The 23,041-nt window shown below is 56.0% G+C and carries 27 protein-coding genes and 3 pseudogenes; 13 read left to right on the top strand and 17 right to left on the bottom strand.

Features of this window, described 5'->3' with window-relative positions:
• Positions 1 to 14: 14 nt before the first annotated feature.
• The 5 genes and pseudogenes from HO274_RS02440 (at position 15) to HO274_RS02420 (ending at position 5,267) form a co-directional block, all read left to right on the top strand.
• Positions 15 to 647 carry a M48 family metallopeptidase gene (locus tag HO274_RS02440; protein WP_420537382.1) on the top strand — a complete coding sequence of 211 codons (633 nt, stop codon included), beginning with the start codon at positions 15 to 17 and terminating at the stop codon, positions 645 to 647.
• Positions 648 to 652: 5 nt separating this feature from the next.
• Positions 653 to 3,040 carry an McrB family protein gene (locus tag HO274_RS02435; RefSeq protein ID WP_273121135.1) on the top strand — a complete coding sequence of 796 codons (2,388 nt, stop codon included), beginning with the start codon at positions 653 to 655 and terminating at the stop codon, positions 3,038 to 3,040.
• A complete protein-coding gene (locus tag HO274_RS02430; RefSeq protein ID WP_273121132.1) occupies positions 3,040 to 4,398 on the top strand; it encodes an McrC family protein in 1,359 nt (452 codons plus the stop codon). Before HO274_RS02435 ends, HO274_RS02430 begins: the two co-directional genes overlap by 1 nt.
• An 89-nt stretch (positions 4,399 to 4,487) precedes the next feature.
• Positions 4,488 to 4,895: pseudogene (locus tag HO274_RS02425) on the top strand (transposase); the annotation flags it as partial.
• Positions 4,896 to 5,021: 126 nt separating this feature from the next.
• Entirely contained in the window at positions 5,022 to 5,267 is a 246-nt protein-coding gene (locus tag HO274_RS02420; RefSeq protein ID WP_273121129.1) for a hypothetical protein, read from the top strand.
• 117 nt (positions 5,268 to 5,384) lie between these two features.
• On the opposite strand, the gene HO274_RS02415 is transcribed toward HO274_RS02420, so the two are convergent.
• From HO274_RS02415 to HO274_RS02400, 4 genes are read right to left on the bottom strand one after another with little or no spacing between them, the layout of a single operon-like run.
• On the bottom strand, positions 5,385 to 5,642 hold the full coding sequence (locus HO274_RS02415) for a hypothetical protein (RefSeq protein WP_273121126.1): 258 nt from the start codon (positions 5,640 to 5,642) through the stop codon (positions 5,385 to 5,387).
• Positions 5,639 to 6,439 (bottom strand): ExeA family protein, encoded by an 801-nt coding sequence (locus HO274_RS02410; RefSeq protein WP_273121122.1) that lies wholly within the window; start codon positions 6,437 to 6,439, stop codon positions 5,639 to 5,641. Before HO274_RS02410 ends, HO274_RS02415 begins: the two co-directional genes overlap by 4 nt.
• Positions 6,439 to 7,770 (bottom strand): DDE-type integrase/transposase/recombinase, encoded by a 1,332-nt coding sequence (locus HO274_RS02405; RefSeq protein WP_273121119.1) that lies wholly within the window; start codon positions 7,768 to 7,770, stop codon positions 6,439 to 6,441. Before HO274_RS02405 ends, HO274_RS02410 begins: the two co-directional genes overlap by 1 nt.
• Positions 7,771 to 7,806: 36 nt before the next feature.
• Complete coding sequence (locus HO274_RS02400) at positions 7,807 to 8,430, bottom strand: hypothetical protein (RefSeq protein WP_273121114.1); 624 nt, start codon at positions 8,428 to 8,430, stop codon at positions 7,807 to 7,809.
• A gap of 223 nt (positions 8,431 to 8,653) precedes the next feature.
• Between HO274_RS02400 and HO274_RS02395 the strand changes: the two genes are divergently transcribed.
• From HO274_RS02395 to HO274_RS02370, 6 genes and pseudogenes are all read left to right on the top strand, one after another.
• The gene (locus tag HO274_RS02395; protein ID WP_273121111.1) at positions 8,654 to 9,271 is read left to right on the top strand and encodes a helix-turn-helix domain-containing protein; all 618 of its coding nucleotides are present in this window, start codon (positions 8,654 to 8,656) and stop codon (positions 9,269 to 9,271) included.
• A gap of 93 nt (positions 9,272 to 9,364) precedes the next feature.
• Positions 9,365 to 9,577, top strand: a pseudogene (locus tag HO274_RS13680) (IS701 family transposase); the annotation flags it as partial.
• Between the two features lie 284 nt (positions 9,578 to 9,861).
• Entirely contained in the window at positions 9,862 to 10,101 is a 240-nt protein-coding gene (locus HO274_RS02385; protein WP_273121106.1) for a ribbon-helix-helix domain-containing protein, read from the top strand.
• Entirely contained in the window at positions 10,101 to 10,520 is a 420-nt protein-coding gene (locus HO274_RS02380) for a putative toxin-antitoxin system toxin component, PIN family (protein ID WP_273121101.1), read from the top strand. The genes HO274_RS02385 and HO274_RS02380 overlap by 1 nt, the downstream gene beginning before the upstream one ends.
• A gap of 4 nt (positions 10,521 to 10,524) precedes the next feature.
• Positions 10,525 to 11,015, top strand: a pseudogene (locus tag HO274_RS02375) (DUF4158 domain-containing protein); the annotation flags it as partial.
• A gap of 52 nt (positions 11,016 to 11,067) precedes the next feature.
• Positions 11,068 to 11,304 (top strand): hypothetical protein, encoded by a 237-nt coding sequence (locus HO274_RS02370; protein ID WP_273121098.1) that lies wholly within the window; start codon positions 11,068 to 11,070, stop codon positions 11,302 to 11,304.
• Positions 11,305 to 11,543: 239 nt separating this feature from the next.
• On the opposite strand, the gene HO274_RS02365 is transcribed toward HO274_RS02370, so the two are convergent.
• The 8 genes from HO274_RS02365 to HO274_RS02330 all read right to left on the bottom strand — a co-directional run bounded on the left by HO274_RS02365 (position 11,544) and on the right by HO274_RS02330 (position 17,361).
• Positions 11,544 to 11,816, bottom strand: a complete 273-nt coding sequence (locus HO274_RS02365) for a hypothetical protein (RefSeq protein ID WP_062188606.1) — start codon at positions 11,814 to 11,816, stop codon at positions 11,544 to 11,546.
• Positions 11,806 to 12,552, bottom strand: a complete 747-nt coding sequence (istB, locus tag HO274_RS02360; RefSeq protein ID WP_062188605.1) for an IS21-like element helper ATPase IstB — start codon at positions 12,550 to 12,552, stop codon at positions 11,806 to 11,808. Before istB ends, HO274_RS02365 begins: the two co-directional genes overlap by 11 nt.
• Positions 12,553 to 12,554: 2 nt before the next feature.
• Positions 12,555 to 14,015 (bottom strand): IS21 family transposase, encoded by a 1,461-nt coding sequence (istA, locus tag HO274_RS02355; protein WP_273121094.1) that lies wholly within the window; start codon positions 14,013 to 14,015, stop codon positions 12,555 to 12,557.
• A 708-nt stretch (positions 14,016 to 14,723) separates the two neighbouring features.
• Positions 14,724 to 15,176: a hypothetical protein gene (locus HO274_RS02350; protein WP_273121091.1), complete on the bottom strand. Its 453-nt coding sequence runs from the start codon at positions 15,174 to 15,176 to the stop codon at positions 14,724 to 14,726.
• 101 nt (positions 15,177 to 15,277) lie between these two features.
• Positions 15,278 to 16,027, bottom strand: a complete 750-nt coding sequence (locus tag HO274_RS02345) for an ATP-binding protein (protein ID WP_273121088.1) — start codon at positions 16,025 to 16,027, stop codon at positions 15,278 to 15,280.
• Positions 16,020 to 16,172: a hypothetical protein gene (locus HO274_RS02340; protein WP_273121085.1), complete on the bottom strand. Its 153-nt coding sequence runs from the start codon at positions 16,170 to 16,172 to the stop codon at positions 16,020 to 16,022. Before HO274_RS02340 ends, HO274_RS02345 begins: the two co-directional genes overlap by 8 nt.
• Positions 16,173 to 16,470: 298 nt before the next feature.
• Complete coding sequence (locus tag HO274_RS02335; RefSeq protein WP_273121083.1) at positions 16,471 to 16,662, bottom strand: hypothetical protein; 192 nt, start codon at positions 16,660 to 16,662, stop codon at positions 16,471 to 16,473.
• A gap of 294 nt (positions 16,663 to 16,956) precedes the next feature.
• The gene (locus HO274_RS02330; protein ID WP_273121081.1) at positions 16,957 to 17,361 is read right to left on the bottom strand and encodes an HNH endonuclease; all 405 of its coding nucleotides are present in this window, start codon (positions 17,359 to 17,361) and stop codon (positions 16,957 to 16,959) included.
• Positions 17,362 to 17,463: 102 nt separating this feature from the next.
• Between HO274_RS02330 and HO274_RS02325 the strand changes: the two genes are divergently transcribed.
• Together HO274_RS02325 and HO274_RS02320 are read left to right on the top strand one after the other, a co-directional pair.
• Positions 17,464 to 17,664 carry a hypothetical protein gene (locus HO274_RS02325; protein ID WP_031597621.1) on the top strand — a complete coding sequence of 67 codons (201 nt, stop codon included), beginning with the start codon at positions 17,464 to 17,466 and terminating at the stop codon, positions 17,662 to 17,664.
• 27 nt (positions 17,665 to 17,691) lie between these two features.
• A complete protein-coding gene (locus tag HO274_RS02320; RefSeq protein WP_273121077.1) occupies positions 17,692 to 18,189 on the top strand; it encodes a DUF3489 domain-containing protein in 498 nt (165 codons plus the stop codon).
• 143 nt (positions 18,190 to 18,332) lie between these two features.
• On the opposite strand, the gene HO274_RS02315 is transcribed toward HO274_RS02320, so the two are convergent.
• The 5 genes from HO274_RS02315 to HO274_RS02295 all read right to left on the bottom strand — a co-directional run bounded on the left by HO274_RS02315 (position 18,333) and on the right by HO274_RS02295 (position 22,992).
• Entirely contained in the window at positions 18,333 to 18,938 is a 606-nt protein-coding gene (locus HO274_RS02315) for an Nmad2 family putative nucleotide modification protein (RefSeq protein ID WP_273121075.1), read from the bottom strand.
• A gap of 97 nt (positions 18,939 to 19,035) precedes the next feature.
• Positions 19,036 to 19,320, bottom strand: coding sequence for a hypothetical protein (locus tag HO274_RS02310; RefSeq protein WP_273121072.1), 285 nt, complete (start codon positions 19,318 to 19,320; stop codon positions 19,036 to 19,038).
• Positions 19,321 to 19,368: 48 nt separating this feature from the next.
• Entirely contained in the window at positions 19,369 to 20,262 is an 894-nt protein-coding gene (locus tag HO274_RS02305; protein ID WP_273121071.1) for an Nmad3 family putative nucleotide modification protein, read from the bottom strand.
• A 95-nt stretch (positions 20,263 to 20,357) separates the two neighbouring features.
• The gene (locus HO274_RS02300) at positions 20,358 to 21,614 is read right to left on the bottom strand and encodes a DNA modification methylase (protein ID WP_273121068.1); all 1,257 of its coding nucleotides are present in this window, start codon (positions 21,612 to 21,614) and stop codon (positions 20,358 to 20,360) included.
• Positions 21,607 to 22,992, bottom strand: a complete 1,386-nt coding sequence (locus tag HO274_RS02295) for a site-specific DNA-methyltransferase (protein ID WP_273121066.1) — start codon at positions 22,990 to 22,992, stop codon at positions 21,607 to 21,609. The genes HO274_RS02300 and HO274_RS02295 overlap by 8 nt, the downstream gene beginning before the upstream one ends.
• Positions 22,993 to 23,041 lie beyond the last annotated feature (49 nt).

Here is a 23,041-nt window from a genome sequence, read left to right as displayed (position 1 = left end):
CCCGGCGCCGGACCATGCAAATCACGGTGGAACGAACTGGGGAGCTGATTCTGAGCGCGCCGCCTGAGGTGGGCATCGACCAACTCCGCGAATTTGTCAGTGACAAGCGCTTCTGGATCTACACTAAGCTGGCCGAGAAGGACCGGCTGCAACGCAAGGTACCACGCCAAGAGTTCGTTGGCGGCGAGGGCTTCCTGTATCTGGGGCGCAGCCATCGGCTGAAATTGGTCGATGACCAAGACACGCCCCTGAAGCTGGTGAATGGCCGCTTTGCGCTGCGCCACGATGCGCAGGCAGGCGCACGGGAGCACTTCATCCGCTGGTATAGCGAAAGGGCTCGCGTCTGGCTATCAGGCCGGGTAGCCGACTACCAGTCACGCATGGAGGTGGCACCTGCTGGCGTGAAGGTGCAGGACCTCGGTTATCGCTGGGGTTCTTGCGGCAAAGGTGACTGGCTGTACTTCCACTGGAAGACGATCTTGCTGCCAGCCCGTATCGCAGAATATGTGGTGGTGCACGAGATTGCCCACCTGTACGAGCCACACCACACCCCTGCTTTCTGGCTGCGCGTTGAGCGCGCAATGCCCGACTATGCGCAGCGAAGGGCCTGGCTGGCCGAACACGGAATTGATGTTGAAGGGATATAAAAAACATGGCGGACTATTTCACCAGTGACCACTTCAAACTGCTGAACAAGTGGAAGGGGCAAAAGCGCGACGAATCCAACCCCGAGCAGAACCGCGCCTACGAGGAATTGAAGAAGGCCTACGAGGTTACCGAGGCTTGGGCCGGCGATGTGAAAACCAAGTTGTTCCCGACGGGTGTGGTCAAGGTTCGCAAGCGCCCGACCAGTCAGGCAAATTCCTTCCTGCCGTACAACTGGGCGCGTATCTACCCGGCAACGGATTCACCGAAGGAGCTGGCTTATACCGTTGGGATTGGGGCGGACGATGGTTTTGTGGTCAAGATCGATACGGTCGGGCTTGATGAGGGCACGCCCGTGCATCGTGGCTACCTTGCACTGCGCGGCAACTATGACAACGCGTCACCCATCGTCGCCATGCTTCCGGCGTCAGAAGGGCTCGGCAAATCGCTGGCTGAATTGGTCGATTGGAGCGTAGAGGCCATTCGCAAATTCCGGGTCAACTATGACGAGGTGGTGAGCAAGCTGGATTTGGGTGAAAAGCTGAGTGATGAAGATTTGCTCAAGCACTTCGACGGCAAGCCCGCCTTCAAGACCTTCCGTGCTTCTTGGTCGCCGCAGGACAAGGCTACCTTTTGCCGGCTGGCCAGAGCCGTTCACGCAGCGGGGCTGGATTGGTGGCACTTGAGCAAAGGGATTCAGGTTCGCTTTGGCCGAAATAACCCTGGCAGAGAGCGTGCGATCGGCGTGCTCGGTATGATCCGTGGCACCCGCACCCGGAAGATATCCTGGACACGCGATGTCGGTGCAGTGCTCAAGTTGAACCGGGAGCCACTGACCGATGATTTGGTGGCGAAAATTGAAGCCACCTTGGTCGCCGAACGCGAAACCTTGGACGAGTGGTTGGGGTTGGAAACCGAACGCCCTGGTCTGTGGCCTGACCAACTTCGGGACGACCCGACGGAATCCGATGAGGAATCCGATGACGAGGCGCCACCAATGGACGCGACTGTCACGCAGCAAGCCTTCAATCGCATTTACTACGGGCCGCCCGGGACAGGCAAGACTTACGAAGTTTCTAAGTTGCTGCGGCGGAACTACGAACAGGCAACGACCTCGGTGTCTGCGGAGGAATGGCAGAGCCAATTTATCGCTGACAGAATTGCTCCGCTGAAATGGTGGGAAGCTGCCGTCCTGGCGTTGGTCGACTTTGGTGGCAAGGCCAACGTGAGCCAGCTATTGGAGCACCCCTTCATCGATGCGCTTGCGACGGCCAAAGGCCGCAAGAACAACCTGCGACAGACAATCTGGATGACGCTGCAGGAACGCACGGTTGATGAGTCTACGACCGTCAAGCAGAAGCTGCGCTTTAGCCCGCAGGTCTTCGACAAGAGCGAGGAGTCTGTCTGGCAGCTCGCCGGTGAATGGGAGGACGCCTGCGCTGACCTCGTTACGTTGCTCAAGGAGTACCGCCGAGCTGGCGCTCAGTCATCGGAAATCCTTCGTCACTACAACTTTGTCACGTTCCACCAATCGTATGGCTATGAGGAGTTCGTGGAAGGCTTGCGTCCGGTGTTAGATGACGATACTGAATCGGGCGCGATCAAGTACGAAATACGCCCAGGTGCATTCAAGGATCTCTGTCGAAAGGCGCGCCTCGCACCGGATCAGCGCTTTGCTATGGTCATCGACGAGATCAATCGGGGCAACATCAGCAAGATTTTCGGCGAGCTGATCACGTTGATCGAACCGGACAAGCGTGAGGGTGCGGAAAACGCCATCTCGGTCACGTTGCCGTACTCTGGCGAATCATTCTCGGTGCCACCCAACCTTGACATCATCGGCACCATGAACACAGCGGACCGGTCCCTGGCCCTGCTTGATACGGCGCTGCGTCGCAGGTTCGACTTTGTGCCTGTACTGCCGGATGCTCGTGATGAGGTGGGTGCGCCACTTTTTGGCCTGAGGGTGACCTCGGGTGAGCAGGTGATCGACATCCCGCGAATGCTATCTGTCATCAATCAGCGCGTTGAGGCACTTTACGACCGCGATCACTGCATCGGCCATGCTTACTTCACATCGCTTGCACAAGTACCTGATGGAGACGAACGGCTGGTGGCGTTGTCACAGGTATTCAGTAATCGCATCGTCCCTTTGCTCGAGGAGTACTTCTTCGAAGACTGGCAAAAAATCCGGCTTGTGCTGGCAGACAACCAGAAGCCCGAGGCGGCTCGGTTTGTGATTGAGAGCCAGGATCATGAAGAGGATCTGGCGCGCTTGTTCGGCAGCGATCACGGCTTGGACACCTATGCCACCAAGCGGCGTTACGTGGTTCAGGATGCGTCGTTCACCAACCCGGATGCCTACATTGGCATCTACCAGACGCTGCCAGCCTGATGAATGGCTTGACGATTTACGAGTTTGACGCACTGGCGGCAGCTGGGGCGGACTTCTCGGGAATCGATGGCGTGCACATGGTTCCGGCCAACGTATTCAGTTGGCTTGAGGGGCAATGCCTGCGCGCTGCAGACGTGGGAGATGCTGTCTGGCTACGATGGGCTCAACGCCGTGGTCGTCGTGTCATTCAGGTGACCAGCTTTGTCGGCGTCATTCGTTCGCCAGACGGATACCAGATAGAGGTGCTGCCGAAAGTCGGCAAGGCCATCGGTGGCGGCGCCGTCGAGGCTCGTCAGTTGCTGATTGAAATGCTGTGCTGTTTGCATGGCTTTCGGCATGTGCTGACCGATAGCGCGAAGCTTTCCGCAGTAAGGATGCCGCTACTGGAAATATTCATCAGCGAGTTTTTGCGCACTGTCGAGCATATCGTAAAACGTGGGCTCCGCAGTGACTATCGCCAGCGTCAGGACAATTTGTTTGCCTTGCGCGGCAAGCTCATGATGTCGCCACACTTGCGGCAGAACCTGTTCCGGGCAGACCGCTTCTTCACAGAGCACGATGAGTTTTCGATGGACCGGCCGGAAAACCGATTGTTACATGCAGCGTTACGCCGCGTTTTGCTTCTGACAGGAACGCAAGCCAACCAGCAACTGGCCCGAGAACTGGATTTCGTTTTTGCGGACATTCCGCCCTCCACGCAAACACGGATCGATTTCCAGCAGGTGCGACTGGATCGCGGTATGGGCCACTACGCCGATGCCCTAGCGTGGACGCGCCTCATCTTAAACGAGGAATCACCTCTGACCGGTTCTGGCCGCCACAGTGCTCCGTCATTGTTGTTTCCGATGGAAGCTGTCTTTGAAGCCTATGTGGCCAAGCATCTTCCGCGACAGCTGACTCCGCCTCTCATTCTGAAGACTCAGGCACGTAGTCATCACTTGGTTCGCCACCGCGAACAGAATTGGTTTCGATTGAAGCCGGACTTGCTGGTTCGAAATTTGGACCGCGATCTACTGGTGCTCGACACCAAGTGGAAGCTGCTTGATGGCCTGAAGGCGAACGGAACGGACAAATACTGTTTGTCACAGAGCGACTTTTACCAGCTGCAAGCCTATGGATTGAGTTATCTGGATGGCACCGGGGATGTTGTGTTGATCTACCCGAGAACGGGCGCCTTCGCCGACCCTTTGCCTGTGTTTGATTTTCCGAAGACCAGCGGAATACGTCTTTGGGTGCTACCGTTTTGTCTCAAGGAGCGCCGACTGAAGGTACCCGGCTCCCTCGGACTGCGGTCGATCTTCGTTGGGGGGAATTGCAATGAAATCCAGACCGAAGAATTCAATGCTGTGCCGATCTGAGCAATACGAACGGGAGATAAGAAAGGCTATGTCACAGTTAAATAGTGGTCTATACTATCGTCATACCAATCAATAAGATAGGTGCTGTGATGAAAGCCGAAGAATTTCATGTTTTGACGGCAGAACTCGAAAAGTTGACGCCGCATCAAAGAAGCATTTTGGTAGATCGGTTGCACAAAATTGAGCACGTTCAGGCAGTCAGCACGCTGGTCGAAAGTCGGGTGCAGGACAAACCGCTGTGCCCCAAGTGTGGTCATGATCACATTGCGCGCTGGGGTTCGGCATCGGGTTTGCAGCGTTACCGCTGCGCTGCGTGCCATGCCACCTTCAACACACTGACCGGAACACCTTTGGCCAGGCTGCGCCACAAGGATAAGTGGCTGGAATATGCGCAGCAAATGGCCGAGGGTCAAAGCCTGCGCCACAGTGCGAAAGTCTGCGAAGTACATCGCAATACCACGTTTCTCTGGCGTCATCGTTTCCTTGCGTTGCCCAATGTCAGACTTCCTGATCCCGACCGGGTTTTGAGTATTTTTTCAGGATTTGAGTTTAGCACTTTATTTTTTCATGAATTGGGAAAATCGGTATAAAATTGGCGTTGTATTTACAACCTGAAAGTTGATATGTTCAAGCAATCACTTCTTCCCGGCTTTCCTGATGGTGCAGATAAAATCGGAACTTCACTGAGCATCCTGACCAAAGAGGATCAAGTGACATATTTTGTGGGTGGTGATAATTATTTTTCACACCCGGCAGGAGATGAGCAAAGCAGACGTTTTGCACTGACGAGCCTTGTTAGGACCCTGATTATTCCACCGGTCAAATCCCACATTAATCCGCGCGGTAATGAGCCTGATTTCCCGGAATGATTCCCCAGGTGGAATAGTGTGGGCAGGTGGTGGAATGCGGGCCAGGGTGATGGCTTCTTGGGAGATGGGGGGGAACTGTGGACGCGCACCCCCCCTATACTGAGGGGGCGACTGGGTTCAGGAGGGTGGCAAGTCGGTGAAGAGGTCGAGTTGTCCTGGATCTGGGGGTGGGGGGTCGGGAATCATGGAGAGGTGGTAGCGGCGGATCTGGGCGAAGCGAGTTCCCTCGAAGATGAAGGCCAGGTTACTGAGGAATTCGGCGATGTGGGAGGCGGCTTCGTCCGAGAGGTTGCAATAAAAGAGATCTGGCAGTTCATCAATGACCATTTGCGTAAGAGACGGAGGTTTTTTTGTCTTGGAGTTGGAGGAACTCATGGCCGGATCTCCTCAAGGGCACTTTCCACATGTGCGGCGCTGACCTGGCGGGTTTTGGCCAGGGCGGCGGCAGACAGGGCATAGTGCGCGGCGCGATTAAGCCGACGCGGTAATCCCTGGGAGGCCTGATAGAGAGATTCGATGGCGGCTTCCTCAAACACAGGAAGGGTGCTGCCGGCTAGTTGCAGGCGATGGCTCAGGTAGGCGGGCAGTTCGTCTCGGGCCAGACCGGTGAGGTGATAGCGCATCACGATCCGCTGGTTGAGGGATTCGTGGACGGCCATGGCCAGGCGGCGGCGAAGTTCGGTCAAGCCTACGAACAGCAAGGTGAGGCGACGCTCGGAATCCATGGCGTAGTTGGTGAGTAGCCGAAGGTCTTCGAGGACATCGTTACGCAGGTGTTGGGCCTCATCGAGGATCAGGACGGGATGCTGGCGCGCTTCGCTGCTCAGGCGCGTTACTTCGGTATGAATCGAGCGATAGGCGGCGGCACGGTTGCGTTCGATGGGCAGTCCCAATTCCCAGGCAATGGATTTGTACATATCCAGGACATTACCGGTGGAGAGGGTGACATAGAACAGGCGGAAGAGACCCGGATGCAGGGAGGCCACGAGTTGGCGGCAGGCGGTGGTCTTGCCGCTCCCCACCTCGCCGGTGATCAGTCCGATTCCGCGCAGTTCGGTGAGATGCAGCAGGCGGGCATGGGCTTCGCGCAGAGTGATGGCTCCGAACAGTTCATCGGGATGTGGTTCGCGCTCGAAGGGATAATGGGTAAAGCCGAAGTGAGTGAGATACATCAGTGGGGCTCCTTGTTGGAATGTGGCAGATTGCGCAGGGCCAGAGGAGTGGACGGGGGGGCTGCGGTCTCTGTGGTTTTGGGGGAGTGGTTACGGCGCACGAAGCAATTGGCATGGACATCTACGGGTTTGGCAAGAGACACGAAGGCATCCTTGTGCCAGACCTCGATTCCGCGGGAGGGAGCCAGGGCGGGGTCGAAGCGCAGGAGGACAGTTTCGCCCACCAGGTGGGCATCGACCTCGAAGATGGTGCCGTTGAGGCTGAGGGTACGGTCACGCTGCACGCGGCGTTTGACCTCGAACAGGAAGGCGTCATCAAGATTGAGAGCGGCCGTGGGTAAACGGACTTGATCGCCACAGAGGGCCCAATGTTCCATAGGGGTCTGGCCCTCGAGGCCGCGATGAGGAGTCTGGTGATATTCGCCTTCCACCCAGGTCCAGAGGCGGCGGTTGAGGGCGTCGAGACTGGAGGTGTCGTCTTGGGTCAGGCGGGTCAGGAACTGGGCACGCAGGGTTCTGAACCAGCGTTCCTGCTTGCCCTTGCCAGCGGGTTGGTAAGGTCGGGCATGGATCAGGGCAATGCCGAGTTTGGCACACACCAGAGCAAGGTGCTGAGAACGGTAGTTGGCCCCATTATCTACGAATAGTCGTTCGGGCAACCCTCTGCGCAGGATGGCCTGCTTGAATACAGGAAGGAAGGCCTGGGTATTTTCGGACAGGGCAAAGGCGCAATAGGGCACCACCCGGGTCGCATCATCGATGAAGGCGATCAAGTAGGTCTTGCGCCGTAGTCCTTTTCCGACCAGTATGGTGGGGCCGTGCATGACATCACTCATCCACATTTGACCGGCGTGAGCATAGGCGAAGCGGCGGCGATCCAGATCCGTGGGGGCATCTCGGTCTTTGTGCATCAGACCGGCGCGACTGAATAGACGGTGGACCGTGGAGCGCGGCAAATCGAGTTCTGCGGGTACGGTGCCCTGCTCCTGTGCGGTCTTGATGATCAGGGGAATGGAGAGTTCGGGCCGTTGTTCCTTGAGATTGAGCAAGACCTCGGCAACAGCATGAGGGAGCGTGCGTGATTGACCCCGGTCGGTCCGGGCGTTCGGGAGCAGGGCATCGAAGCCACCCCGGCGGTAAGCCTTGAGCCAATCGCGCAGAGTTTCAGCAGCGACCCGGGTGCGCTGGCTTCCGGGAATGGTATAAGCGTGTTGGGCCTTGTCGTTCAGGCGAGCCTGAATTCCTTTGCTGCCCGGCGGCAAATGGATGAGATCGGCGATCAGGCCATAGCGAAACAGGGCCATGGTCTGTTGGGAATCGGGTTGCTTCATGAGGAACGCTCCGGTGAGGTGGGTGGAGCGTCCAAATTACCCTGCCAAGGCTGGCGGGTCAGTCCCCATCCGTTGTTGGAAGCGGATTTTGCGTCCACCGCCCTCCGCTCGTGGGGGAATAAAACCCAGTGGACGAGGTAAGTTGGGCAGAGTATCGCGGGCCAGATGACGGGCCTGGACCAGAACGGTGACACAGTCAAGACGGAGGCGGAAATCTGCCACAGTCAGCGCGCACCCCTGGAATATTCCCGGAAACATGCCCGCCAGCAGGGTGAATACGGTGCGCACCGGCATGACCCGGCGGCGGATCCAGCGAACCGCACTGATGAGCGAGGCGCAATCCGGGCGTAGGAGATCGGCGGCGGCCTCTAGGCTTTTTGCCTGATCAACGGTGGCGACCACCCGCTCAATCTCATTGAGAGTTCCAGGAAAGCGAGCAGCCAGATGATCAGGCAGGAGACTGAAGGTGCAATGCCCTTGGGGGCAGTACCAGCGCGGAATCAGGGTCCCTGCCGGCGTGACCCGCCGGTAGGTTCCATGGCGTGCGAAACCACAGCCCCCCTTGGGGTGAAGAGGGCAACACGGCAAACTTGCAGAAAGCCATGCTTGTCGTGTAATGTAGTCCTCGCTGGTGTTCCCCGACGCGAATCGAAGTTGCACCGGCAATAGGCCCGCGAGGATGGATAAACCTCGCGGGCCGTTCCTTTTGTTTTTATGACGATACGGAAAAGTTTACCGATACAGGCACGATCCGTCCAATGACCACTCCGGTCTGCACTCTCCCCGCTCGCATTCCTTCACTACCCCCTACTTCTTTACGGTGGCGTATTACGAGAAAAAATAGCCGGTGGATCGCGATTTAGTGCGGGAGACAACAAGCCTGATGGCAAACGGTCACGTTCGAGCGCGCGACCTTGAAGGATCGCCCTTGCTGATTCCACACCGCACCCTGATGAATTGGACGAAACAGTACCGGCAGGATGGTCCTTGCTCGTTTTATCGCACAATCGGTCGTGCTGCGCCACGCGTGATCACCCCGGATAAAATTGCAGAATGCGCAAGGATTCTTGCAGAGGGTATTCATCCATCGGAAGTTGCCAGACGGGCAGGGATCAATGAGTCGACCTTGCGCAAGGCGCTGAAGCGCAATGCGATTCCACAGTTGCCCTGCGTGCTGGATGAAGGTCTGACCAAGCCTGTCGTTGTCAGCAAAAGTGAGCGCAGCCGTGTCGATGCGGAGGCTGCCAGCGCAATGGGTACGGCCTGCACGCGAGCCGATGAACGTGTTGCCGCAGCCATGGGCTTGGCCGGCTCTGCAAGCGCTCGATTCGAGGTGGGTCATGATGTTCAGATGGCGGGCGGGGCTTTTGACGGCCTTGCCTGCACTGTGCGCGAACGGCTTACTCAGCGGGATAGATCGTCATCTCAAGTTGCCGAAAGGGTTTTATTGTCAAACAGCACGCAAGGTTTTCCACTTTATGACAGAATCAGCATGCTGTAAAAACTCCGATAATGCTTACGCCATAAGCAATTCTTGAAATTTATCGCTGGAAAACACACGCTGATTCATGGAAAAAATTAAACGCTGATTGACACCCTGGTACAACTGTTGAGTCTGGTGGCCGAAGAATCCTTTCCGATGACTGTCGTTGCACCATGGCGCAACGGGCAACCATTGATCGGCGGTTTGGTGGCCCAATGGCTGCGCATGGAATTTACAGGAGTTGCCTTCCGGGATGGTTTCAACCGAAAGTCCTCGATATTCGCCTTCCCAGAACAGCGCGGCGACCCAAGGTTGCGGCTGTAATGCCCCAATCAGCAGCAAACAGCAACAGTTTCAACCATTTCCACCCCAATTGTGCCACCGTCCCGGTGACGCAAGGATGGGCACTGGATGTCTAAAGTTGAGTTGATATAACATCGAACTTTGATTATGCAAACCACTATTAAAGTCAGGTTGTTGGCTGACGGACATTCCTCGCCGAGTAGCTCACTAAAGTTTCATAAAACGAAGGTTTTATAGAACTATTGCTAAGGCCGTCAATAGGGTGTATAAACACCCATGTGCATAAACACTGATTGGAAAGCGCCATGAATACCGTTCGCTGGAACATTGCCGTGTCGCCGGACGTGGATCAGTCCGTGCGCATGTTCATTGCCGCACAGGGCGGCGGCCGCAAGGGCGACCTGTCGCGTTTCATCGAGGAAGCGGTACGCGCCTACTTGCTGGAGCGGGCCGTCGATCAGGCCAAGACTGCCGCCGCCAGCATGAGCGAGACGGAATTGGCCGACCTCATCGACGAAGCCGTGCAATGGGCACGTGAGCATTGATGCGGGTCATCCTCGACACCAATGTGCTGCTCGGCGCACTGATCTCGCCGCACGGCCCGCCTGACACGATTTACCGCGCCTGGCGCGCGGCACGCTTCGAACTGGTGACATCGACGGCGCAGCTTGACGAACTGCGGCGCGTGAGCCGCTACCCCAAGCTCAAGACCATCCTGCCCGCGCACCGCATCGGCACGATGGTAAACAACATGCAGCGGGCCATCGTACTGGATGCCCTGCCGCCTTTGCCGGAGGGTATCGAGGCGAACGATTCGAACGACGCATTCCTGCTGGCGATGGCACTGGCGGGCGAAGCCGACTACCTCGTGACCGGCGACCGCCGCGCTGGGCTGCTGCAACGCGGCAGCATCGGCCGCACGCGCATCGTCAATCCGGCCACCTTCTGCGCCGAGGCGCTTTGACGCCATGCCGGTCAGTTTCCTGTCCACCACGCAACAGGAACGCTACGGCCGCTATCCAGCGACGAACTGGCGCGCTACTTTCATCTTTCATCTCGACGACGATGACCGCGAGTGGATCGCCACCAAGCGGTGCGACAGCACCCGCCTGGGCTACGCGCTGCAACTGACGACGGTACGCTTTCTCGGCACCTTCCTGGAAGACCCGGCCGCCGTGCCCGGCGCGGTGCTGCATACGCTTTCATCGCAACTCGATATTGCAGACGCCGCCTGCGCGCACGCCTACCGCGAGAGCGAACAGCGCTGGCGGCACACAGCCGAGATTCGCGCCCGGTACGGCTATCGCGAGTTTGTCGAAAGCGGTGTGCAGTTCCGGCTTGGTCGTTGGCTGTGCGCACTGTGCTGGACGGGTACTGACCGCCCCAGCGCGCTGTTCGACTACGCCAACGGCTGGCTTTGGTCGGCCACAAGGTGCTGCTGCCCGGCGTCACCATACTCGGGCTTTTGGGCCTTGAATGAAGTCTACCGCCCAGTCAGAGTCGAAGCGGAAATGATCGACCTGCAAACCGGCCGCACGGTGTGGGCCGACAGTGCAACCGGGTTCTTCGACCGCCGCCTATCGCGCATCTATACGACCGTCACGCCCGCCGAACGCAAAGCCCAACTGAACGCCGCTTTACATGAAGCCATCGCCAAGGTTGCGCATGATTTTGAGCAGAGCGGTGGCCGTCAGGTCGGCCCGGCCGCTGCCCCCACTTCGGGCAACAGCCAGCATGTTGCTGAATAGGTGCCGTCACGCTGTCGCTGCTAAGTTGGTTCGCTGTTCCACTGCTCCCCGAACCCCAAAATCAAAAAAGTGGACAGCCGGCCGCGAACGCAGGTCGAACGATCGGTTCAGAAAGCGGTCTGAATGACCTTGTAGATGACCATGACCGTGGCTATCATGTCACCAGCAGTCTGAATTTCCCATAAAACAGCAGGATGAAATTCCCGAGGGTAAGTTTGGGGTTTTGGATCATTTTTTGATCAGGACGGTGGATTATCGGGAAAGAGTTCGAGTTGGTCTGGATCGTGAAGTGGGGAGTCTGGGGTTTTGGCTCTGTGGTCGCCTTGCGCACAATGTGAGCGGCGAATCTGGGCGAAGCGTGCGCTCTCGAAGAAGAAGGCCAGATCACTGAGGAATTCCCAGATGTGAGCGCAGGCCTCATCAGACATGGGGGCATGGAGCAGAAGAGCCAGAGGGTCGTCCGCGATCATGGGAGGAGTGACCTGACGGGTTTTTTTGGATTTAGTGGTCATGAATGTCATCCCTTGTGCGGTAACTCTTGCCATCAATGACGATGGTTTCGGCATGGTGCAAGAGACGGTCCAGAAGTGCGGAGGTCAGGGTGCTGTCGTTATTGAAGATACTGGACCAGTGTTTATATGTCCGGTTGGTGGTGATGACGATGGGGGCACGCTCATAGCGCTGGCTGATGATCTGAAACAGGAGATCAGCCCCTTGCTTGTCGATGGGCAGATACCCCAGTTCATCGATGATGAGAAGGGCCGGTTTGAGATAGCGAGCGAGTTCCTGCTTGAGGCGTCCACTGGACTGAGCAGCGGCCAAGGTATTGATGATGTCCACCGCGGTGGTAAAGAGAACGGAATGCCCACGCAGGCAAGCGGTATGTCCCAAGGCAATGGAGAGATGGGTTTTACCCAGACCCACATTGCCCACCAGAATGATATTGGAAGGTAACTCCCCAGTAAGGAAACCGAAACGGAACAGGGATTGCACTTTCTCCCGATCGATGGTTTTGGGCCAGGACCACTGGAAGTTCTCGAGGGATTTGATGACCGGGAAACGGGCTGCGGCAATACGCCGTTGAATGGAGCGGGTGTTGCGTTCTTCGATTTCACCCTGGATAAGGTTCTCGAGGTAATCGATGCAGGACCAGGAGCGCTCTCCCACCACCTTGGACAAGGCGGTGTAATGTTGGCGTGTATAAGGCAGATGCAAGCTCTCGAGATGGCTATCGAGGGGATCGGTCATGGTCAGTGCTCCTCATAGAGAGAAAGGTCTGGGGGAGAGATATCGATCTCAAGCAGATCCTGATGGCGAGTGAGGTGCAAGGGGCCAGGTTCTGGCAGAGCACGGGCGCGCATTTCCAGGATATTGGTGAGGTAATCGGCACTGAAGGCTTGGAAGGCCAGCCCGTCCTGGATGGCTCGATCCATTTCGGCACTGGGATAGATTTCCGCGAGAGCCAGAATGAGACGCAGGTGGTGACGGGTATTGAGTTGTTTGTGCTGTAATCCTTCGTAGAAGGCAGGGGCATGGGGCGAAAGGGCCAGGAAGTTCATGACCAGGCGCTGTTCACGGGCATGCTGACGCTGGTTCAGCAGGACCTTGGCGTGATCTGGTTGTTCGATGTCCTGATGCCGGTCATAGCAGCGGACATGACGGGCGATGAGTTGTCCGTCGTAATAGGCACACAGGCGATCAGGATGGGCCTTGATGGTCAGACGGCGGTGTGCATAATCAGCGGGAACGGAGTAGTGGTTGGTGTCGACGGTAAAGCGGAACTGACTGTTGGCCACCAAACTGAGGGTGCGGGCATAGTCGTAAGGATTGGAATTGAGCGGGCGTAGGTGTGGTTTCTCTTCAATGAACAGATCACAGGGGCGTTGTCGTGTCTCGCCATGACAACGGACATTGGCGATGGTATCGAGCCAGAGTTTGGCGGCCGGGTTGATGAGTTGGAAATCCTTGAGTTCACGGCCATTGAGGAAATTCTTCTTGACATAGCCAACGCCGGACTCGACGCGGCCCTTTTCATTTCCCTTTGCTACATTACAGGCCGTGATATCGAAGCCGTAGTGGCGGGAGAAATCGAGGTACTTGGGGTTGAGGACAGGGGCCTCGCCGACGAGGCGACTGAGGACGGCTGACTTGAGGTTATCCACCATGATTCTGGTAGGGACCCCACCAAAGGCCTGGAAAGCGTGTTCGTGGCAGGCGAGGAAATGCTCCATGGTTTGGGAGACAGTGAATTCGATGTAGGTCATGCGACTGTAGGCCAGGACCATGACGAAGAAGGAGAGGCGACGGCGGGTATTACCGACGGCGATGGTGGAGAATTCACCCCAGTCGACCTGGGCACATTCACCGGGGCTGAAATGGAGTTTGAGGTAGACCGGACGCTGGACGGGGCGGGTTTGGCGGACATGGTCACGCACCAGGGTCAGGCTACCGGTATAACCTTCCTCGAGCAGTCGTTGATAGATTTGCTGGGCACTGTAGGGGTGGGCGTTGAGCAGATGGGCAACGGTGCCTTTGAAGGGTTCCAGCAGGCTATTGCGTTTGGCGGCGGCACGGGAGATGAAGTGGGGCCGAGCCAACCAGGTGGCTACCGTTTTGTGATCCAGATTCAAGACGCGGGAAATCTGAGCCGCATTCAACGCCTGGCGTTGATGCAGGTCGTGGATCTGACAGAACTGTTCGTAGGAAATCACGGGCAAAACCCTCCATGGGGGCTCCCACCGGCGGGGTGGGAAGCCAGGATGTCACGCCCCAGTTGTATCAGTTGTCGGGCAGAAAAGGCTATGTCATCTTGTAACGGTGATGCGGCGAAATGGGCGATAAGTCCAATCAGAACAGCGGGTTGCGCGTTTATGATCTCTTGTAACGGGTGGTTGGCGAATTTGGCTATTTCGTTATTATTATCAGTCGGTTGCGTGATTGAGAGATCTTGTAACGCAGAACTCTTGGAAGGGCGGGATTGCCCGTGGCCGGGATGGGCGGCACGCCACTGTTGGACCCGGTTCACATGGACCGGGCCTTTAAAGTACGAAACATTCTCGGGTTTGGCGAGCCAACGCTGCTGACTGGCCGCTTTACTGGCCGCTCGACATTCCGGTTGTGAGCAGTACTTCTGGTGTCGACGATTGCGTGGATCAGGACGGAATAACTTGTGGCAATTTAGGCACTTGAAGCGATAGCCCGTAGCCATGACCATGCCCTCCCAGAGGAAAAGCAGTTCGCAGGGATGGGGCAAAGCCCCACCTCGCAAAACATGATCATAAAGTTACGGCGACGATATCACTGAAAGAATCGGGAAGTTGAGGGTTCGGTGAATCTGGATTATGTGACAGTCACAATAAATATCACCCCCCCTTAGCCGACTTGACTTCCAATTTCAAACTGCTGCTTTTGGCCCAATTTCAAGTTGCTGATGACACTATCACGAGATACGTGCGCAACACACCCATCCAGGTGCGTTTCGTGGCCGAGAGTTGCGCCGGTTTCAGCGCATCCAGCGCAGGCATGCGCCAATTGATGACTTCCTCAGCGGTATAAACCCGCGCGCAATCGGGTTCGATGTCGTGTTGTCCAGCGCCTTTCCAGACGTGCCACACCCCCATTCCTGCCGCTGTCAGCACACCCGCAATGCCGCCGCCGACCAGTATCATGATGATCGAATTGCCGGAGAGACTCGGAAACACCACCGAAGCCGTCAGAACCAGGGACAAAACGATCAGTATCCCGCACACAAAAGCCGTGAAGATGTTAAGCATCTTGCCGTTGACCCACGGACCGAGCACTTCCCTGTCGTTGCACAACAACAGCAGAAACACAGTAGCGCTGGGCAATAAAATTCCTGCGAGCGTTTGCACGGCATTCGTCAACAAGCCCAGAGGTATGCCGGGGATGACTGTTGTCAGGGGTGAGGAGCCGCGTAAATATGAGGGGTATTACGCGGTTTTGTGAGGGTTGATCAAGGATTGGGTTTGGTTTTTGGTTTCTTCCTGCGCCGGGTTGCGCGTTCGGCAGCTTCTTTGGCGCGGTAAGATTGGCCTTCGAGGTGGACGATTTCAGCACGATGAAGGATGCGATCCACCATGGAGACCACACAACCTGAACTGGAGAAGACTTCCGGCCATTCCGCGAAGGGTCGGTTGGTGGTAAACAAGGTACTTTTGGATTCGTAGCGCTGGTTGATGAGTTGGAAGAGCATATCCCCCATGCGGGTGCTATAGGAGAGGTAGCCGACCTCATCAATGCAGAGCAGGTCAGGACTGGCATAGAGGCGCAGGCGACGGCGCAGGGCCGAATCACTGTCGAGGGCGGAGAGTTCGCCCAAGAGTTGACTTGCAGTGGTCATCAAGACGGTGTGGCCCTGAAGGATGGCCTGCTGTGCGATGTTTTTTGCCAGTGTGGTTTTGCCCACGCCATTGGAACCAATGAAGACCACATTTTCGTGTTTCTTCATGAATTCCAGGGTCATGAGTTCCTCCAGAAGTTCGCGGTCACACTGGGTGGGCCAACTCCAGTCGAAGTCGCAGAGGGGCTTGAAGGCACCGATACGGGCGGCATTCAGGCGCCGGGCGAGACTACGTTCCGTGCGTGCCTGTTCCTCCCACCCCAACAAGGTCGAGACCCACGGGAACTGGACCACTTCCTGCCAATGCTGACACAACCCGTGTAACTTGAGAGATTGGGCTCTGCGGTACAGATCATCACTCATGGGAGAGTCCTCCCAGATAGAGTTGGTCATAAGCATCCAGACTGGGAGAGCGAACGATGACATCCCGTTGCTTGATATGATCGGGCAGATCCAGAGGGGGAGGACGGTGCTGTTCCTGGCGCTTGCGTTCCAGAGATAAACGCACCGCATTGGGGTGTGGAACACCCCGTGAGCGGAAGCAAGATAAATGAGGTGTTGATTTGCACGCTCTGTGAGGATTGAGGGATTGCGATGGGATGGTGAATGACCGCAGTGCTTATGCGGTGCTGAGTGGTGCAAATTGTTTGTGGGTTTTCCCGTGAGCCAGGGATTTTGTTCCCATCTTCAGGAAGGGGGGGGCCGGGCTGACCCAGAGGGGCTGCCCGGCTGAGAGTGGCGAAGTTCAGAACAGTTCTTCGGTTACATTGGGACGATAGCCGAAAGCGGCGTTTTGCGAGGTGGCGCTACGCGCCATCTCTGCGAACGGTTTTTCCGGAGGAATGAGCTTCTTCCAGCAGCATGGCTGGTGGATTATCGGTGAGGGCCGCCTCTGTCTGCTGGACCACTTGCGCGTTTGCCTTGAGTGGGCGTTTGCCGGGATTACCACGCAACAGTTTCAGTTCAATCGGGGTTGGTTTGCGGCCTCGGGTCGCCATGGTTTGGTTCCTGATTCATTTGCCCAGACAGCATTGCCGTCAGGTCGTCTTCGCTGAGACGCAACTGCCTCAGGTTCTCTTCAGTGATCGCCATTCTGGCAAGGTCTTCTGCCGTCACTGCGAGGTTTTTCAAATCCTCATCGCATATGGGCTGCAGCATGAAATTATTCGGTCGTGTTCCAAAAAATACCCTTATCTATCAAGCTCGCCGATAGGGGGTAATGAATTTCGCGGAAACAAAAATTTGGGCAGGCGCGCGGTCTGGCACCGGGCGGCCCGAAGGAAATGACCCCCCTACCGGTTGGTTTTTTGCGCCGAGGTTGTGCCTGGCGGCGGCGAACGGCCAAAACCTCCGTCCTCCTTGACGGTTTTTATGTCGTGGCAAGGTTTGCACAGGCTTTGCCAGTTGTTCGTGTCCCAAAACGATTCCTGATTGCCTCGGTGCGGCTGGATGTGATCCACCACGGAGGCCGGTGTGACCCGACCCTGACGATTGCACTCGGCACAAAGCGGGTGGTAAGACAAAAATACCGCACGAGCCCTTTGCCACCGCGAGCCATAACCGCGCGCCGAGGCGTTGCCTCGACGGTCATCCCATTGTTTACGAACCTGTCGCAGGTGTTGCTCGCAATAGCCCGGTTTCACAACCAGTTTACGGCAGTTTGGGTAACGACAAGGAGTCGGAGCGCGCTGTGCCATGAGTGTTCAGAAAGAACGAAAAATGATGCTGATTGTGCTTGGCTTTGATGTGGAACAGAGCGTAAATGTCATTACCGTCAATCAACACAGGAAGCCACGAAAATGAAAACCCAACCCGACGCCCTCGCCACCTACATCACCAAATCGACCGCCATCCAGGCCAAGATCGAACAACTCAAGCAAATGGCAGACGACCATTTTGGCAACGACCCCGATGCCATCCATTGGGGTCATGTGGGCGACCTGGATCGGGTGCAAACACTTTTAGACGAACTGCTCACCACATTTGGCAGCAACGAATAACCGATAACTCTCACACAGGAGATCATCATGAAAACCGAATTCACCGCCGCTCAACATGCCATCCTGGCCCATGCCATTCACAACACTGATGGCAAGATCGCCTGGTTTCCCGACAACATCAAGGGCGGCGCGCGCAAAAAGGTGCTTGAAGGATTGTTCAACCGCGTCCTCATCACTCCGCTGGGCAGTGACTGGTTCGTGGCCGCAGAAGGCTACGATGCCCTCGGAGTTCCGCGTCCAGGGCCAATTGCGGTCGAAGTCCTCGATGAAATCATCAAATCTGCTGAGGTGACGGATGAATCTCAAACACCGGTTCGTCGTACCCGCGACAACAGCAAGCAGGCCACTGTAATCGGCATGCTCAAGCGGCCCGAGGGTGCGACCATTCCGCAGATCTGCGAGGTTACTGGCTGGCTTGCACACACGGTGCGCGGTACCTTTACTGGGGCCCTCAAGAAGAAACTTGGGCTGATCATCGTTTCAGATAAGATTCAAGGTAGGACACGGGTCTATCGGATTGACTGAACAAGGCTGGAGAAGGCGGCACGCTTGGCCAACCGATCAATTTGGTAGGAGATGGGGGTTCCGTCACCACAAAGATTTCGTTGTAGAGAGCGTTGGCGGCAGTTTTGTGAACACTATTGACGCTGTCATCCGGCAGTAGATCCTCAAGTTCGATCTTCTGTTGCCTTTGTGGTAGTAAGCCGCGCTTGTAATTCTGAGCAGGCATTAATCGGCATGCCATGGATTCCGCAGGGCCAGGACGCAAGCCATCGCTCAAGATTTTCGACATCGTCATGTCGCCGATTTTTATAGACTGTATGGCCTCTACAATATGGAATGAGATGAATGAGTTCTGGCGGTAGTGTTGGACTGGTGGAGCCAAAATACCAAAAGCGCGATCCTATCAGCACATTATGTCCGCTGATGTCCCTTGGTTTTTCGTTACAGTCGTGAACATTGTTCTGAACCCATTCAAGCCCACCGTTTCCATCTGGTCGGTAAATATTGTCCGGTACTGGTGAAGTAGCATCGGGCCGACGATCATGGAAACGCATATCGCTCCAATACTCGCCGAGAGGTAGGCTTTCTCTCACTTGCATTACATACACGACTTTTGTGTGACTGCGACTTCTAAATCCAATAATCCAGTCGTCGATTTCGGCAACCGCACGAATTCTTGGCTTGCATATGGCGAGTGTGCAGAAGCCGCCATACGGTCGAGGGGCAGAACCGCCATCATGGCTAATGACATAACGATAGATGTGTGGCATAAGGAAATATCCCGAATTTAATTACGGGGAGGAATGGTCGGACAATCGAGTTATTCAAAAAACCGAACTGGCCTATGAAGGGCTAGAAACGTCAATTTCAATGTACAAAAAATAACCACATAGCAACAAGAGAAGCACCGCCAATACCTTCGATCTGTTTTTTGACATCGTCAATAGTGCCAATTTTTGAACCATGTGGATCTCGGATATCTCTTCCGTCAAACTCCGCTAATTTGTTTCCCCGTTCATCTCTAAAATACTTGCCATCTATCTCACCCAACTTATTTCCCCGTTCATTGCGGATGTATTTGCCATCAAGGGCTCCGATTTTGTTTCTTCTTCCATCGAAAAGTTTGCTGTCCTCAAACTTATAATCTGCCATGGTATGTTGTTTCCTATACGGGTTGAAATTCTTTGCTTCTTTGAGGGCTTACGACTTTTTGATACTACTGGTTAAAATCGATTCGGTCAATAATGTGACCATCCACTCCGTGGCCTCTGGGTAATAATCGCAATCAAGGACAAACTCTTGCCCTTTGGCGACCGTTTGCAACAACACAGAATCGCTATCTGCTACCCAACGAGACCTATTCCCATGGTATGACAGTGCGTGCCGGCCATCAACAGGCATAAACCACGCTGGCAGTCTCCAGCACGAACGTTTTCGGCCATCTGCCGTCAGCCGCAATGACGGAATAAATCGCTCGAATATGCCGCCACCAGGGTGGCCCGTGTTCGTGCCCCCTAAGCATAATGACTCTGCAGCCACGTAGATTGTATTGTTCGTGCTGCTAAAGCGGTCGGCGGCTGCTATGTGAGGGTGTTCCCGCAGCCAAGAGTGGCAGTTTAAGACTTCGTCCACGCGACCCGTCACCGGAAGCACCTCGCCGACTTGTAACCAGCCGAACAGGGTGTGCATGTCCGGGCTTCCGGGAACGTAGCGCCAGACTCCGTCGATTCGCTCTACTTTTCTGAACCAACCGAAGAATAGAAACAAGTCTCCTGGACCGACGCCTTGCTTCTGCAAATGGCCTTGTGCTGCAGCGATTTGTCCGAATGCCGGACGCCATGCCGATGCGCGCGCAAGTGCCGGGCCATGAAGGTCCGGATCGACATGAACTGCAGTCTGTGCGTCGATGCGATTGTGTGTGAGATCGGCGGTAAGTACGCCGAGGTCAATCCCCTCAGCCCTTAGCACACCAAGGCGCTGCAGGTCACCGGATGAGGGGATCGGCAAAGAAACCACCCGCCCGTCTGGCAGGATCGGACTGGGTACGCCTCCGTATTGAGAGTCGAAACCTTTTCGGCTAAAAATCAGGCGCATGTTTGTGGTTACTTCAGCATTTCATGCTGTGATTATGACCTGGAATCGCCAGAAATGCGAGGTATACATCGCATGATATATGGCGAAATTGGCGGCTAATCCCGGCATGCCTCCGCGGTTTCGCTGCCGAGCGCGTCGAACATCAGGCCATCGGCCTCGCGGGCGGCGTGTTTACCGGTGAACTCCTGCCAGCGCCGAACGATCACATCGACGTACTTGGGATCCATCTCGATCAAGCGTGCACGTCGCCCTGATTTCTCACAGGCAATCAGGGTAGAACCTGAACCGCCAAAGGGGTCCAGCACCAAATCTCGAGTCTTGCTGCTATTCCGAATGGCCCGTTCCACCAGTTCGACGGGTTTCATGGTGGGGTGCAGGTCGTTCTTCTGGGGTTTCTTGATCTGCCACACATCGCCCTGATCGCGGGCACCACACCAGTAGTGATCAGCACCCTCCTTCCAGCCATACAGAATCGGCTCATATTGGCGTTGATAATCGGCGCGCCCCAGAGTGAAGGTATTTTTGGCCCAGATCACGAAGGTGGACCATTTGCCACCGGATGCACGAAATGCCGATTGCAGGGTATCCAGTTCCGAGGAGCTCATGGCGATGTAGACCGCGCCTTTGGTGACATTCAGGATGTTCTGGCAGGCAGACTCCAGAAAGCCCCGGAAATTCTCGCCCAGATTATCGTTCAAGATGGGACGGTTCTTGCCGCGCATCTTGTCCTTGGCGGTATTCGCGTAATTGACATTGTATGGAGGGTCGGTAAAGGTCATGTCCACCAGTTCGTCACCGAGCAATGCCTTGTAGTCCTCAGCCTTGGTGGCATCGCCACAGAGTACCTTGTGCTCGCCCAGAATCCAGATATCTCCGGTTTTGGAGATTGGGTTTTCCGTGACTTCGGGAACCGTATCTTCGTCAGTCAGTCCTTCTTTGGTGGATTCTTCCCCATTGATGAGCGCATCCCATTCCTCGGCCGAGAATCCGGTGAGATCGAGATCGAATCCGGCTTCCTGCAATTCGGCCAATTCCAGAGCCAGCAGTTCATCATCCCATTCGGCCCAGGTAGCCGAGCGGTTGGCCAGAAGCCGAAATGCCTTGATTTGTGCCGGGGTCAGATCGTCGGCCAAAACCACCGGGACAGTGGCAAGCCCCAGTTTACGGGCCGCTTTGAGACGCAGGTGGCCATCTACCAATTCCCCGGTGCTTTTGGCGACCACGGGAATACGGAAACCAAACTCGGTGATGACAGAGGCCATCTGATCTACCGCATGGTCGTTTTTACGGGGATTTCTCGCATAGTCGATCAATTTCCCGGTGGGCCAGTGCTGTACCTGCAATTCAGACATGGGTCACCTCGCAGGTTTCACGCTCGACCCGAACTTCATCAAATGACTGCCCGGTTGCCGCCAGGGTGATGGCAACCTCCGGATAATTCTGCTGGAAGCGGCGAATCGCCACATCCACATATTCGGGGGCGATTTCCACGCTGTAGCATTTCCGGCCAGCACGCTGTGCGGCGAGAAGCGAGGTACCGGAACCATTGAAAGGCTCGAACACCACATCGCCTTTCTGCGAATAGGCTTGCAAGATGAATTCAGGCAGTGCCACCGGAAAAACCGCCGGGTGATCGATGTCCTGTCCGATTTTGCCCTTGTGGCGCATGATGCGGATCACACTGTCCGGGATCCGGGTGTCCTGGGTGGGCGTTCCCGCATGGGACCAGCCATCCACTTCCCCATTTTTCTTGCGCATCGAGGTGGATGAACCGTTGGCACGCAGATGGGATTCCTGACCGGCGAGTTTGCATTCCACGATTTTATTGGGACGAACCGATTTGCGGTTGAAGTGGAAGATGAATTCAAAACTCGGGGCCAGACGCCCACTCCAGTCTCCCGGCATTCCCGGACCCTGATCCCAGACATACCAGGCAAAGCGCCGCCAGTTCTGGGCTTGCATCCAGGAGAGCCAGCCGTCCCAATAGGGGAGGACTTCGTTGTCGCGGTGGATCAGGCCGAGATTCACCAGCACCTGACCATCGGCCGCCATCGGCAGTTGGGCAAAGACACCACGCATCAAACTGGCCCAATCCTTGATACCCTCGGTGTAATCGCGCTGGTTGCCATAGGGAGGGCTGGTAAAACACAGGACAGCATGTTCATCGCCCATCAGAGCCTTGATCACGGTAGGATCAGCCGCATCCCCACAAATCATGCGATGCTCCCCGATGACCCAGATGTCCCCGATTTTGCTGACTGGTTTGACCGGTGCCTCAGGCACTTCATCGACGGTGTCATCTGGTTCGGATTCGGTCTCGTCCTGAGTGTCGAGCAACGAGCGGATTTCGCTGTCATCGAATCCGGTGAGTTCCAGATCAAAACCAGCCGATTCCAGATCAGCCAGTTCCAGGGATAAGAGTTCCTGATCCCACCCGGCCCGTTCCGCCAGTTTGTTCTCGGCCAGGATGAAGGCGCGTTTCTGAATTTCGGTCAGGTGAGAGAGTTCGATCACCGGCAGGGTTTCAATTTCCAGTTTGCGCGCTGCCAGAATCCGTCCATGCCCAGAAATGACCCCGTGTTTTCCATCCACCAGAATCGGGCTGTTGAACCCGAATTCCCGAATGCTGGAGGCAATTTGCACGATCTGCTCATCCGAGTGAGTCCGCGCATTTCGGGCAAACGGGATCAACGACGCCAGTGGCCGGTATTCAATCTGCAGAGAGGTCATGGAATTCCAGATATAAAAAAACCCGCCGAAGCTCAAGTCTTGGGCGGGT

The organism is Ferrovum myxofaciens (assembly GCF_013181415.1).
GTDB classification, from domain to species: domain Bacteria; phylum Pseudomonadota; class Gammaproteobacteria; order Burkholderiales; family Ferrovaceae; genus Ferrovum; species Ferrovum myxofaciens.
The sequence above is the reverse complement of the archived record's forward strand: the minus strand, read 5'-3'. Positions and strand labels throughout refer to the sequence as shown.

What these genes read in the sequence shown, in the direction of transcription:
- HO274_RS02345 (WP_273121088.1), bottom strand. Translation starts at nt 16,027, where the DNA reads ATGAGTGATGATCTGTACCGCAGAGCCCAATCTCTCAAGTTACACGGG.
- HO274_RS02405 (WP_273121119.1), bottom strand. Translation starts at nt 7,770, where the DNA reads ATGAAGCAACCCGATTCCCAACAGACCATGGCCCTGTTTCGCTATGGC.
- HO274_RS02310 (WP_273121072.1), bottom strand. Translation starts at nt 19,320, where the DNA reads ATGGCAGATTATAAGTTTGAGGACAGCAAACTTTTCGATGGAAGAAGA.
- HO274_RS02315 (WP_273121075.1), bottom strand. Translation starts at nt 18,938, where the DNA reads ATGCCACACATCTATCGTTATGTCATTAGCCATGATGGCGGTTCTGCC.
- HO274_RS02380 (WP_273121101.1), top strand. Translation starts at nt 10,101, where the DNA reads ATGCGGGTCATCCTCGACACCAATGTGCTGCTCGGCGCACTGATCTCG.
- HO274_RS02300 (WP_273121068.1), bottom strand. Translation starts at nt 21,614, where the DNA reads ATGTCTGAATTGCAGGTACAGCACTGGCCCACCGGGAAATTGATCGAC.
- HO274_RS02330 (WP_273121081.1), bottom strand. Translation starts at nt 17,361, where the DNA reads ATGGCACAGCGCGCTCCGACTCCTTGTCGTTACCCAAACTGCCGTAAA.
- HO274_RS02410 (WP_273121122.1), bottom strand. Translation starts at nt 6,439, where the DNA reads ATGTATCTCACTCACTTCGGCTTTACCCATTATCCCTTCGAGCGCGAA.
- HO274_RS02325 (WP_031597621.1), top strand. Translation starts at nt 17,464, where the DNA reads ATGAAAACCCAACCCGACGCCCTCGCCACCTACATCACCAAATCGACC.
- HO274_RS02365 (WP_062188606.1), bottom strand. Translation starts at nt 11,816, where the DNA reads ATGACCACTAAATCCAAAAAAACCCGTCAGGTCACTCCTCCCATGATC.
- HO274_RS02385 (WP_273121106.1), top strand. Translation starts at nt 9,862, where the DNA reads ATGAATACCGTTCGCTGGAACATTGCCGTGTCGCCGGACGTGGATCAG.
- HO274_RS02370 (WP_273121098.1), top strand. Translation starts at nt 11,068, where the DNA reads ATGATCGACCTGCAAACCGGCCGCACGGTGTGGGCCGACAGTGCAACC.
- HO274_RS02440 (WP_420537382.1), top strand. Translation starts at nt 15, where the DNA reads ATGCAAATCACGGTGGAACGAACTGGGGAGCTGATTCTGAGCGCGCCG.
- HO274_RS02420 (WP_273121129.1), top strand. Translation starts at nt 5,022, where the DNA reads ATGTTCAAGCAATCACTTCTTCCCGGCTTTCCTGATGGTGCAGATAAA.
- HO274_RS02430 (WP_273121132.1), top strand. Translation starts at nt 3,040, where the DNA reads ATGAATGGCTTGACGATTTACGAGTTTGACGCACTGGCGGCAGCTGGG.
- HO274_RS02305 (WP_273121071.1), bottom strand. Translation starts at nt 20,262, where the DNA reads ATGCGCCTGATTTTTAGCCGAAAAGGTTTCGACTCTCAATACGGAGGC.
- istB (WP_062188605.1), bottom strand. Translation starts at nt 12,552, where the DNA reads ATGACCGATCCCCTCGATAGCCATCTCGAGAGCTTGCATCTGCCTTAT.
- HO274_RS02395 (WP_273121111.1), top strand. Translation starts at nt 8,654, where the DNA reads ATGGCAAACGGTCACGTTCGAGCGCGCGACCTTGAAGGATCGCCCTTG.
- HO274_RS02435 (WP_273121135.1), top strand. Translation starts at nt 653, where the DNA reads ATGGCGGACTATTTCACCAGTGACCACTTCAAACTGCTGAACAAGTGG.
- HO274_RS02335 (WP_273121083.1), bottom strand. Translation starts at nt 16,662, where the DNA reads ATGGCGACCCGAGGCCGCAAACCAACCCCGATTGAACTGAAACTGTTG.
- HO274_RS02295 (WP_273121066.1), bottom strand. Translation starts at nt 22,992, where the DNA reads ATGACCTCTCTGCAGATTGAATACCGGCCACTGGCGTCGTTGATCCCG.
- HO274_RS02415 (WP_273121126.1), bottom strand. Translation starts at nt 5,642, where the DNA reads ATGAGTTCCTCCAACTCCAAGACAAAAAAACCTCCGTCTCTTACGCAA.
- HO274_RS02320 (WP_273121077.1), top strand. Translation starts at nt 17,692, where the DNA reads ATGAAAACCGAATTCACCGCCGCTCAACATGCCATCCTGGCCCATGCC.